The organism is Litoreibacter sp. (assembly GCF_039974535.1).
Classification (GTDB): Bacteria; Pseudomonadota; Alphaproteobacteria; order Rhodobacterales; family Rhodobacteraceae; genus Litoreibacter.
In genome coordinates this window covers 61282-73487 of sequence record NZ_JBDWIU010000008.1, presented here as the reverse complement: position 1 = coordinate 73487, position 12206 = coordinate 61282, and the positions used below count along the sequence as shown (strand labels likewise).

General features: G+C 52.7%; 8 protein-coding genes. 4 read left to right on the top strand and 4 right to left on the bottom strand.

Translation table 11 applies throughout. The features are described from left to right. Window positions 1-23 precede the first annotated feature (23 nt). The 4 genes from ABJN86_RS06340 (at window position 24) to ABJN86_RS06325 (ending at window position 5775) form a co-directional block, all read left to right on the top strand. Window positions 24-1727 (top strand): hypothetical protein, encoded by a 1704-nt coding sequence (locus ABJN86_RS06340; RefSeq protein ID WP_348365613.1) that lies wholly within the window; start codon window positions 24-26, stop codon window positions 1725-1727. 74 nt (window positions 1728-1801) lie between these two features. Next, window positions 1802-3913, top strand: a complete 2112-nt coding sequence (locus tag ABJN86_RS06335) for a hypothetical protein (RefSeq protein ID WP_348365612.1) — start codon at window positions 1802-1804, stop codon at window positions 3911-3913. Window positions 3914-4717: 804 nt separating this feature from the next. After that, complete coding sequence (locus tag ABJN86_RS06330) at window positions 4718-5266, top strand: recombinase family protein (protein ID WP_348365611.1); 549 nt, start codon at window positions 4718-4720, stop codon at window positions 5264-5266. Window positions 5267-5325: 59 nt separating this feature from the next. Beyond that, complete coding sequence (locus ABJN86_RS06325; protein WP_348365609.1) at window positions 5326-5775, top strand: hypothetical protein; 450 nt, start codon at window positions 5326-5328, stop codon at window positions 5773-5775. A 504-nt stretch (window positions 5776-6279) separates the two neighbouring features. Here ABJN86_RS06325 and ABJN86_RS06320 read toward each other — a convergent pair. The 4 genes from ABJN86_RS06320 to ABJN86_RS06305 all read right to left on the bottom strand — a co-directional run bounded on the left by ABJN86_RS06320 (window position 6280) and on the right by ABJN86_RS06305 (window position 11948). Further along, complete coding sequence (locus tag ABJN86_RS06320) at window positions 6280-7653, bottom strand: hypothetical protein (RefSeq protein ID WP_348365607.1); 1374 nt, start codon at window positions 7651-7653, stop codon at window positions 6280-6282. Window positions 7654-8060: 407 nt separating this feature from the next. Next, window positions 8061-9050 carry a TniB family NTP-binding protein gene (locus ABJN86_RS06315; protein ID WP_348365606.1) on the bottom strand — a complete coding sequence of 330 codons (990 nt, stop codon included), beginning with the start codon at window positions 9048-9050 and terminating at the stop codon, window positions 8061-8063. Beyond that, window positions 9043-11256 carry a Mu transposase C-terminal domain-containing protein gene (locus tag ABJN86_RS06310; RefSeq protein WP_348365604.1) on the bottom strand — a complete coding sequence of 738 codons (2214 nt, stop codon included), beginning with the start codon at window positions 11254-11256 and terminating at the stop codon, window positions 9043-9045. The genes ABJN86_RS06315 and ABJN86_RS06310 overlap by 8 nt, the downstream gene beginning before the upstream one ends. Beyond that, the gene (locus ABJN86_RS06305; RefSeq protein WP_348365603.1) at window positions 11253-11948 is read right to left on the bottom strand and encodes a hypothetical protein; all 696 of its coding nucleotides are present in this window, start codon (window positions 11946-11948) and stop codon (window positions 11253-11255) included. The genes ABJN86_RS06310 and ABJN86_RS06305 overlap by 4 nt, the downstream gene beginning before the upstream one ends. Between the last annotated feature and the right edge of the window lie 258 nt (window positions 11949-12206).

Genomic DNA, 12206 nt, shown 5'->3' with positions numbered 1-12206 from the left:
ATACAACCCTGGGGAGTTATACAATGCTAAACATCAATCCACGAACACTGTCGGTACTGGTTTTCGCCGCTTTCCTATTGTCTTGGTACGGGTCGGCCACAGGTATCACTCAATTCGTTGAAGACGGTCAAGACGATGGGGGCTCAATCCTTGCCTTAACGATTGCCGCAACCGGCTCGGTCGTCATTCAGGCCCTGATGGCGGTTTTTCTCACTGTCTTGATTGGCGCCTTTGTCGACCATATGCGCACCCGTGCCCTATATTTCTTGGGCTACAGTATCATGGCCACGCTTAGCATCGTGCTGGCGGTCGCATTCTGGGTCAACGTGATGGGTTTGCGCGACGCTGAGGTGCGCGATGTCTTTGCCACGCAGCGCGAGGTCGCGGTGTCTGCTGGGCAGACCAACTTTGCTGAACTTGCACGCTATCACACCCGTTTGGCCACGCTGGTCGAAGCGGCCCGCAAGAACCAGCAGATCGAGGCACGCTCAGGCGAGGGTGATCGCCACGACGTTTGGGAGCGCATTGCCCGCGACACTGATTTTGCGATGACCGAACTAAGCCGCATCGAGCAGACGCTGTCAGCGGGGATCACAGCGGCACGCGCCGCAACAACGCTCGACGATGTGCGCGCGGCACTGGAAAGCCCGTTGCGTCAGACCCGTTCAACCACCGCGCTGACCACCCTGCGCAATGCCCTTGGGCGCGAAGCCTCGTTTGCAGCGTCGCTGTTAGGGAGCGACCACCAGCAGCGTTGGGGCCAGTTCGCCCCGCAACTGGCGGATTTGAATGCCGAGATGGACGCCTTTGCCCCCGTCGCGATGCCGACACTGCAGGACAGTGCATTCGTCGTCACCCACGGCGACAAACACTATGCCCTGATGCTGGTAAAGAAGCTCGTCACCGGTCAGCCGATCAGCGCTCAGGAAGCGATTGCCGTGGGGCTGGCCGTAATAACCGATCTGATCTTTGCGATCCTGATCATGCTTCGCGCCGAGCGACGCCGCCGCGATGATGTTGCGGAGTTTGTCCATCACTTTACCCCAAGCGTGCAGGCGTTGAATGCGCGCCTAAAGCGCAACGACTTTAACTGCGGTGTGTCGGAGCTGGCAGAAACGCTGCATGCGCATGGCAAAGGATTGATGGGTTTTGACCGCCTGTTCGGTCTGGTGGTTCAAATGCCTGATAGCGCAAGCAAGTCGCAACTGGCGAAAACCACAGCGTTCTTGAAAAGCAGCGGCATGGCGGTGGATGTCAGCGGGATTGCCGCCAGCATCGGTTCGCTGGCCGCCTGGGGCAACACCGCAGGCCACACGCCGAATAACGGCCGCACTCGTCGCCCGGTGACCATCTTGGTGCCGCCCGCACAATGGCGTCTAATCAACACCTACAAACAAGTCGAGGACTTGATGCCACTACCTGAAGACAAAGGCACCCTGGCCGAGTTCGTACGCAAACAGCGCCGCTCCAAGCCGCGTGTATACACCGCGACAAAGCTCAAGACGCTGGACACCTATTTCAGCAGCGCGATGGAAGCATCACTAAACGAGCTGGTCCCCGCCCGCATCGAGCGCATCGTGGATGCCTTCCGCTCGGACCCGCGCACCAAACGTCTGGCCCGCAAGACAAAGGAAAAGCACGAATCCACATTCCGTGACGTGGTCGACGCCGTGCGTACCGAAGGGCTTCTGCCGCCCGCAGGGCGGTTCCTGCGCGTCGCAAGCTAAGCACGATACCTAAATGCCGCCCGCGAGAAAGGGCGGCATACCACCCACAACTGATAGTCCTGGAGGATAAATCAATGGCACAGTCTCTTGTTCAAACCGCTCCCGCCGTTGCAGCCGCAGCACCCATTCGCGCCACCGTCATTCAAACGTTGTGGTTTCTGGTCATGCTGTCGTGGTTGCCCGTCATTGGGGCCCCACAGCTTAATCCGCTGGCCGTGACCGATGGAACGGCGGTGTTGCTTATGCCTGTCCCAAATGCCGACCTGTTCGCGGGTCTTGGCGACGTTTTTCAGTGGCTAAACCCGCTGTCCGCGCTCCTTATCGGCTCCGCAGTGGTGGGCTGGCTTCTGGGTCAACGGGCGCTGGCCTATGCACTGTGCCTTGGCTTGTCCGTCGAATGGGTGCCGGCCCTGTCTGGCCAAACCCTGCCAGTTGGGTCTGCCGATACTTTGCGCTATTGGGCCACAGCGGCTGGTGTCGGTCTAGCTTTCGCCCTGTCCGTGACGCTAACAGCGATCTATGCTCGGATACTTAGCCCTGCTTTTCTTGGGTTTCTCGGCTTACTGATTTACGAATGCGTGATAATCGGTGCATTAGCCTCTGCGACCGCGTCGACCGAAGGAGCCTGGCAGGCCCCCGCGCTGTTGGGCCGCCTCTTCACCGGCTTTGCACCGAAACCTGCAGTTCTGATCGTGCTGCTGTTCACCTTTGCGGCGCTGCGGCTGTTCTTCAAGGCGATGCAGGACAACGCCGAAATCCTGCTGCACCTGCGCATGGATGGCCGTCTTGGCGTGTCCTTGGTCCGTGCGCTGCGTCTGTGGCTGCCGATACTGGCAATTTTTGCGGTCCTTGGTGTCGGGTATTCGGCAATGTGGCGTAGCTTAGACCAGGTCGCCGCTGATACGATACTGGAACATGCGGGCGTGCCTCTGCCAGCAGAGCCGATCGGACTTGAGGCCACACTGGTCCACATCCAGAAAGAGCAAACCCGCCAGTGGCAAGCCGAGTTGAACGCGCAGTCGCTGGCCACTCAGGAACAGGTCAACGGGCTGGTGCGCAGCAACGCACAGGACACGCATGACTTTGTGAAATCCAAGCTGCCGGTGCGCGCACCAGGCACCCATACCCAAAGTTGCGGCTGGAACCTCAAGTGCCACTTCATGAACCTTGTGAAGTCCATCGCCAACTCGATCTATCAGGGTGTTCGCCAAGGGATCCTCGATGGACTGAAAGCGCGGCTGGATCGCGCCGAAGCTGAGGCTGGTCGCGGCACGGAAGCCTTTCGCAAGCGCGCGGTGGCCGAGGTTGACGCTGCATTAGTGATCTACCGCGACACCACCACCGCGTCGATTGGGCATAGCTTTACTATGGTAAATGCGGTGAGCGCGGTGCTGTTTTTGTATTCGCTGATGGTACTGTTCAAGACGTATCTGATCGTGCTGGGCCGCGTGATCCTGCATCCTGACGAAGGCATTGTGGCGTCACTTGTGACTGGCCGGGTGCCACGCAGCCACGGGATGACGCGCGCGTCCGAACGCGGGTCGCTGCCCTTTAGCAAGGCGCGTCGTGAGGTGCTGTATCTCAAACGTGACATCGCAGTAACCAACGCGCCCACAAGCGGTCGTCTGCCAATGCCGTTCAAGGCCGTTCTTTCGCGCATCGCGCACCGCGCGTGGCGTATGCAAAAGGTCGACCTGTCTCAGCGTTCGGCAGTCACAGGTCTGACCATGCCGCCGCCTGCCAGTCTGGTAGAATGGACGCTGCGGTCTGACGAGCAGGTGGTGTTTGAGTGGTCGCATTTCGTCGGCATGAGCAGCACGGTGCAGATTAAAAGGTTGCTGAGTTTCAACTTAGCCAGCCTGATTTTCGGGCGTGCCATGCTGCATTTCGCTCAGGGTCCAGGTGTGCTGATTCTAAAAACCAACGCGTCGGCTATTCTGCCACGCGGAACAGGGGGCAACACCTCGACCAGGGCCGCGCGGTCCTATGGGCCGGGGTGCTTTGTTGCCCGCGACGTGCGAGCAGGGTTTACGGTTCATTCTGATCTAGGCGAAGTGATGCGCGGTAACTACTTGGTGGCCAAATCGGCGGGCGACACTGTTTTGATCGACTCGATGCCCAACAAAAATGGTTCTGCGCAGTTTGGTATCATGCGCTATGCCCGCACGTTCTTGCTCCCGTTTTGAGGTAGCGTCTTAGGGTGGGCCGGCTCAACCAAAGTGGGCCCACCTCTTCTGACAAATTTGCAGTGTAACATGGTGTATCGCGTAACTAAGCTTTGCGAAGTCTTTGTGCAAAGCCGTCCTTCTCTATTCGAAGCATACCTACCTCAACAAGTTTTCAAAACCACTTGAAAGAATGTGTTTCAGGGCGAGGCGCAAGAGCACTTGGGATGTCATGGTTTAAGTGCTTGTTCGATGTCCGATTTGGCTAGCGGCAGACATTGGCAAATTCCAAGCGAACGGCCGCTTCGTCCGCGCAGCGGACATCTAGCACGTCACCCGGCAACGTCCGTTTTGCCCGATTGCAGACCTTCGTGGCTGTGGTCGTGGACGGCGGTAATGCGGACTTTGCCGCCATTTGTTTTGCTCACTTCGCTGACGCAGCATTTGCTTGCGGTCGAGGCACACTTGTTGCCGCAGAGCAGCGTGTGTCGCCAATCCGGTAACTCACAGTCGTTGTTTTGGCGGGAGGGGAGACTGAGTTTTCGCGGCACGCTTTCAGACAGACAAGCCGTGAACAGAAGCGACCTTGAATTTTCAATGTTTGCTCTTGCGGCATGTATCTACATTTGCAACAGCTGCTACACTGCGACGTAAGCGGGGCATACACATTGTCCGAACGACTGCTTGCGGACAAAAAACCCATGACCGAACCTTCCTGCCACAAACGGTCCTTTGCGCAACACACCTCATAACTGCCAAAAGTTGTTGCAGAAATATGTTGCGAATTAACTTGATTGAGCGACATGAAAGCGCAACGATACTTCTATGAACTTAGGCTATGCCCGTGTATCCACTGACGACCAAGCAACCGCTGTCCAGCTTGAAGCATTACGCGCGGCTGATTGTGGTCGCGTGTTCGAGGAACGCGCTTCTGGCGGTCGATGGGATCGGCCTGAGCTGCACCGAATGCTCGACCAGCTCCGTGACGACGACGTTGTGATCGTCTGGAAACTCGACCGGCTGTCCCGGTCGCTGAAAGACCTTTTGTCCATCATGGAGAAGATCGACGCGGCTGGAGCTGGCTTCCGGTCTCTGACCGAGGCAATCGACACCACGACGCCAGCGGGACGCATGATGATGCAGATAGTGGGCGTCTTTGCCGAGTTCGAGCGTGAGATGATTAGGGAGCGCACGCGTGCGGGTTTAGAACGCGCACGAAAAAAAGGCCGCCACCCAGGGCGCAAGCCAAAGCTGACGGACGATCAGCGCAAGGAAATCCAAGACATAGTTCGATCTGGAAAGCATAGTGAAGCGGACGTGGCACGCTTGTTTGGCGTCCATCGATCGACGATTGGCCGCGTTGTCAAAGAATGACCCATTCCAGGCCCTAAAAGCCTTGAGACTTCTATTAGGCCCCTAACGAAGAGATACCCATGACTAGTTCCCCACAATCCGATGTAGATGATGATACGCCGCCTAGCCGCTATGATTTAAGACCTTCTGTCGAGAAAGGTGCGGCGGGCTACACGAATCTGATGACTAGGTTACTACTTGGAGTGACTGGTTTAGGTGTAGCAGGAAAACTCGGTGAGTTGGCCTTCAGGGGGCTGGAAACTGGCCACTGGATCGGAGTTCTGATCTGGATACTTTTGCTAGTCGCCGGACTAGGAATGTCTGTTCTCACAGTTCCGCTCTTCATATTCGCAGCAGCTGGGTGGGTGGGCGATCGGCGGTTTAACGGACGTCAGGGCTTCAAAGACCCAATAGGCATTGCATTTAGCACGTTTGCCGTTTTGATTTTCGCTTCTTTGGTATACGTCTTGATGTCGGATGTCGCTGATAATGTGCAGGCAACAGCAACCCAAACCTTAGAAACCAACTAATCGGGATAACGTATGTGAATGACCAGCTTTGGCTGTTCAAAACGATTACTTTGCGACAGATACCCTTAAGGAATGATCCCCTTTCTGCACCTGATTTATGCACCAGTACAACACGTTGAAATAGCGGGCTGCAGCAGCATGGAGCACAAACCATAATATACGCACCGGAAGGCCATTAAAAACAACTCCTGACTTCAGGCACGTCCGAGTTCGACTACCCGATGGCCCACCGATCACAAAATTCAATGCCCTGGCAAACTTTGCCTAAGCGCTTCAACGATCAGATTTTCCACCTCAGCAAGCCGTAGCCCATGGCCAATCGTTAACTCCCTGACTAGGATTTCAATCTCTTGGTTCTTCGGGCCATATAGAAACCAATCATCGATTTTATGCTGATCAGGGTGTGTCTTATTACCGCTATACTTCATGATCATTTGCTTTCTAACTGCAATTACCTTCGTTCCGATCCCATACCGAAACTGAAAGGCGCACATCTGCCAAGTGTTAGTTGATTACGTGCCGATCATATACGCGCACGAACGCGCCCGCGCATGTGATGGGCCAAATCTCATCCCTATCTAAGCGACGCGCTAGGTGGATCGGCTCAACCTTCTGTAGAGACGCCATTTGGCCGAGTGTGATATATAATTTTTCAAATTCCTGAATACTCTCTCTAGTGATGTAATTTTTTAGGTGGTTGGTATCTGGGTTTCGCCGGAATATTTGGATTAGCTGGCCTCCATTGCGAAGTTTCCGGATAGCCGCGATGTTTATTTTCAAATATTTTGCAGCTTCAATTAGTTCTAAGTCACACGCCAGCACCTGCCCAGCCTTGTGACAACAAAGGTTACAATCCACCTCAATGGATTGAAGGCTATTGCCTGTTCCCCGGCTTAACCCTCCATCTAACAGCCCCTTAACCCAAAGATCGATTACGTGTGCCAAGGGTACACTCTTTGAGCGGCAATACTCGTTGATAGGAATTAGATTTTTGTCGGGGAGTTCGCTGGGCAACTCCTCAAGCTTCTCTAGAAGCCGGGCGATCTCATCCTTCTCAAAGTATCTGAGAGAAGAATTGATCTTGATCATTTTTAAGACGCCTTTGCTTTGAAGGGCTTTAATTTGCGTTGGGTTCACTCCAAGCCGAGATGCCGCATTCATTAAGCTCATTAGGCTTTCCCAGAATGCTTGGACCGCAGCCAATTCATCGATGTGTACGTCTGTACGGGAAAGGGCCTCAACTTCATTTTCGCCAGTCATATGTCCCAATAATTTCTTGAGAAACACTCTGCCAAACCCAGACTTTTTTCTCGCTTCATAAAGAGAAAACCACTCTTGCCGAGATGGTTTTTGGCCAAACACCTCTTTACGCAATGGGATGGGATAAGTTCTGAACACATGCTCCCGGGTGGTTTTGGAGAAAGTTTCTAATCCTGGCTCATCGTGCGAAGCTCTTAACCATTTATAAAGCTGAGCCAAATCGACACTGTAGTACGGCCGCTCACCTGCATTCTTCCGATAAACCGCCGACAACGCTTCTTTGTATGCAATTGGGCCCTCTAGCAAACAGGATAACCCAGTTTGGCAAAGACCCTGTAACTTCTCTGGCGGTAAACTTTCCAGCGCTAGGGTTTCGACCTTTTCAATAACGGCGCCTAAAGTAGAACTTGCTCTATAAAGATGAAACAGATCGAGTGTTTTTAGCCAATCATCTTGCGGTCCGTCCTTAATCCGCTGGCGAACATAATCCTCAAAATCCGTTCGAGGCAATATTGCGGGCTTAAGGGCTTGCGCACATATGAATTCTTGATGTTCTAAGACGCGCGATACGAAATCGTAGGTTGAGTGTGTATTTTTTGCAGAAGGTACTGTGATCAAAGGGCACTTATGAATGCCACATGAAAAGAGACAGTCGACTGACCATTCTAACTTTTGACAAAGACCTGCCCCACCAGTCGAAGAGAACGTAGGCGCAATACACTTTGGGCAAAGCCTGACTGAGGTTCGACTGAGCACACCTTTTCGTGCAGTTGTTTTACCCAACTGATAGATCCCAGCACCAATCTTTCGTGGGCTGTTTAACATTAACTCATTCGTACGCCCCCCGATCAGCCAAGCCAAACGTTCAATTTGATCTCTTCGGCCACTACATAGAAATGGCCAACTCATACCGAGATCGGAGCAAAAATCGCGTGGTGTCGTCTCATGGATATATGCGAGACGACTTATGTACCCCGAGAGAGCTTCCCCCTCATTCAAGGGAAGACTGGAGATCAACGGCCCTCTCATTCGTTCACTCCATCATCAGAATCGTTATCTAAAAGCCTTTTCGGGTCGATGCGGCCATAGTCATCAGCAATGAAGATGTTCATCCAGTCATCTGCCCCGTTACGCTCAGCGTAGACGTCAGAAAAATGGCTCATCTCAAGTGTCGCATCGCCACCCTCTGAAAATAGGGCATGTGAAACAGCCAGTACTATGATCTCTGCAAGCAATCCAAACTGATAATCAGCCGCATGCATAAGCCGCATGGCGAAGGCTTCACTTTGAACGGATTCGTCAGTATCCATCCGTCCCCGTGCAGCATATTTCTTAACAATTTTGATCACCGGCCCGACGTCTCTGATACTGTGCAGTCGGCCAATTTCGACAGGATCAAGCCGCCTTGCCAATTGGGCATCTTGATTCACAATATGCTTGAGATCAGGCATTCCGGACAACACCAACCCAACAGGCCAAACTGAGTTCTCCATAAGCGACTTTAAAGTATTAACGACAGATTGCCGTTCCTTGTCTGTTTGATAGCGCGCCAGATCTTGGGCTTCATCGAAACCCAAAAACTTGGTGCCTCGCAGCTTCAATTGCACTTTGACCTGATCCCAAATTGCTGGTCCCTGCTTGTTGCCAGAATAAGGGTATCCAAGTGCCCGCAGCGTTGCTGCACCCACAAACTTCATGGTGGCAGGGCTTGGAACCTGAAGACCAATATATTCACAAAACTCCAAAGATGAATCTGTCGTAATCAAAGTGCTATGTTTTCTGATAAGCTCGCGTATCGCTGTCGTTTTTCCGCTGCCTGATTGGCCAACTAGCATAAGTCCCCGTGCCCTAAATGCCTCTCCGTCAGCCTCATCTGCACGTCGTTGCTCAATGTGTTTTTGAAAACAAACATCCAGCTTATTGAATTCAGGCCGCGGGATGTAAAGTTTACGCAGTGCTTGTACCCGCTTGCGAATTTCGCCATCCGCCCGCAAATCTTTACTTAGCTTATTCATTGCTGTTCTCCTCCCCTGTCGCGTCACTCATCGCACGACCATCGCCTTCGGCTCCGAGTTCATCACTGAAGAGCCACTCCTCGACGATTTCCTCCGAACGCGGTGACAGGACAGAAAGTTCCTCAGGCAAAATACTTGGTTCGACTTCGATTTCATCAGAAAGCAAACCCACATCTTGGTTTTCTGATGCTGAACGCCCTTTTAGAGAAACCTGCGCCTCAGTGCCCAAAGACAACCCCCAGAAGGTCTCGCGCTGTGCACGTTGAATCTGCTCAACAGTGAGATTGATTGGCCCTAGCTGACGCATTGCACATTGCTCTGCATCAATTTTCTTAATCCATTCGATGGCCCGATCCATCACATCTTGCGTTAAACTGGCAGCAGCGCGATTATTTTGGCGCAATTCAAAAATTGAACGCTCCCAAGACGCGAAGGAAATACCTTCGAGACCTTCTTGGCACGCGCGAAGGGTGGACCACCCGCCATCGACGCCTCGATCCAGCCACACCGAAATGTGCCCAATGTTTTCAGGATCAACGCTAACTTCGACGTTTTGCCGTCCATGTTTTTGAAAATGCAGTGCAAGGCGATCTGAATGGTAATTTATACCGTTCATCAAAACGCCGTGCGGACCGGTTTTCCTATTGAATTTTAAGCCGAGAATATGTCGCAACTTGTGCTGGCTCATAGGGGGTGACCAACCGAACTCAGCAATCAACTTGTCCCACATGTTGTTCGGCGTCGCGTACTCAAGGCCCCGATGCTTACGATTGTGGTAAACATCAACGGTAAAGCGAACCAACAGCTCTACGATACTCTCGGCCGTGTGCACCGCGTATTGTGTTGACGGGTAATCCCCCCGTTCTTGAGGGTTAGAAAACGTTCGTCCCGTAAGAAACGGAATCAGGAGCATAATGATTGAACGAAACACTCGCTCAACGCGCGCACGTAACTTTGGAACCCCCGCTGGTAACACTGAGTAATCGATCGCTAAGTCCGACAGCGCGGCTTTAAAGTCGGCATTCACAAAAGCTGGACCGTTATCCACGGCGACATGATAGACATGCCCATGTTGCGCCCAGGGCGTTTCACACCCTAAACTGGCTGCGAGCTCGGTTTTATCACGCATGGCCATCCACAGAACTGACTTCGCATCCATCGCGTTCGGTTTAACTGAGAGCTTTAAACCTAATATGGTGCGGCTCCCTGCATCCATCGCAACGCACACCCAATAGCGACCAAACTCGAGATCGCGCAAACTGGGATCTGAAACATCAGCACCAGCAGCCTTCAACTGGGCCATCAGATCCATTTCCCACTCATCCATCTCCATATTAAACAAAGGAGCCTGAAGTGTTAGACCGCCGCCATGTGCACCCAACTTGTTCTTCGCATAGGCAACGCCTTTTCGCGCTGCCAGAATCTCAAATTGGTCCAATTCATCGATACGGCGTTCAACCGTGCTCAAAGAGGTTTCAGTTAAGAGCTCTTCGCCCGAAACTGCTCGTGCTAAATTTTTCCGCCGCACCTCCGCGTTAACCGCATCTAACACCTGTGATGGATAGATCTCATTCGGATGCAAAAAATGCGCCAACTCAACTTGAATGGCGGATTCGACTTCTGGGTGAACACGTTTTGCATTCTGACCATTGAAAATCGACTTCTTGACAAAAATCATGGGGTCTTTTGTCTTCTCCCAAGCTCGTAATTGTCCCATCGCTTTGGTTCTACTTGGAACATGGCTGAGCAGTTTTGGATCTATCGGAGAGTCTGCGTGCGTTTTCAACAATCCATGCTCAAGTCTGGACCTTACTTTCTCATGCAGCTTTGGCACAAATTCGTTCCAACGCGCAGATGATCGATTGAATTCGCCTTCTGTTTCAGCCTCAATCATCACCTCACACCAGGTTTCACATTGGAATGCTCCAAGCTGTGCTTTTAAGGACAACCGTGACAACAACGACCGACCGGCACGGGCCCTCCGCGCCGCCTGCCGATCGGAAAAGTACCCGTACTCGATGGCAAAATGCCCCTCATCAAGCAATTTGGCGAGCTCATCATGGGTGAACGATTGAGGGACTGCCCCAGCATATTTAGCAAGCAGCGTTACAACGTTAGCCGTTACTTTTTGAACGAAATGGATGTCGCCTTTCCCCAACACCGCATCAGACGGGCTTAGGTTTAGTCGAATAGGCATATGTTTCATCCGTTCCTCTTTCTTGGTTTTACGATGGAATTTATTGAGATGAATTCACGAGTGTTCGCTTGCAGAAGCCCCCCATAGATCGCACGGAACGCAGCACGATAGCCGCGAGCGCCAAGTCCCATTGGGGATATCAGGTCATTGATTGAAACCTCTTCCGTGAGTGTGGCAATGCGCTCCAACGTCAATGCATCTGCATGTTCATCAGGGCTGCGCCGGAAAAAATTCAACATCTGTGCGTTCTGCACTTCTTTCGGGTGACGGTTATTTTCAGTTACAAGACAAACCTTGTCAGCAAACCCCATTGGCAGGTCACGACGAATGGCCTTCAACGTTGTGCGGAAATTTATCCGATCTACCCGCGATGCCGGTTTGACAGCGAGAGCGACCTTCAATCCGTCACGGTACTCAGCAAGGTAGTCAAAACGGTGTGTCCGTTGGCACCCATCAACGTCGACAAACGCAACTGTTTCCGGCTGGTCATGCAAATTCCACAGATTGGAATCCGCCAAAACCAGCAAACAGGTCTCTCGCTCACCCTGGCTTGCAGAGATGATTTGACGCCATCGCTTTTCAGCGGGTGTCTGTGCCAACGTAAATCCACGCACAGTTAGTTTTGAACGCGCAGGAAACATCAACCCGGCCGTCGTCGATTCAGGTGGGCGATAGAAATCGTCATCATAGTATTTTGTCATAATCTTTACCGCAGCGGCTAGGCCTCACCTAGCGCCGTCCGGTTCTCCATAATCGTTGAGACAAAAAAGACCCGTCCGCAGAAAGCTCTGCAGGCTTGACGGGTCTCCAAATTTGGATCATGAAGGGTGCGCATTAGGCGGCAATCTTTTGCACAAGCCCCTTCGGAAGTTGGCCCTTTCGTGGGGCTTTTTCGATCTTAAGACATTGCAATTTCTCCATTTGTGATTCCCGCACAAACATTGCGGAATTTTACAACA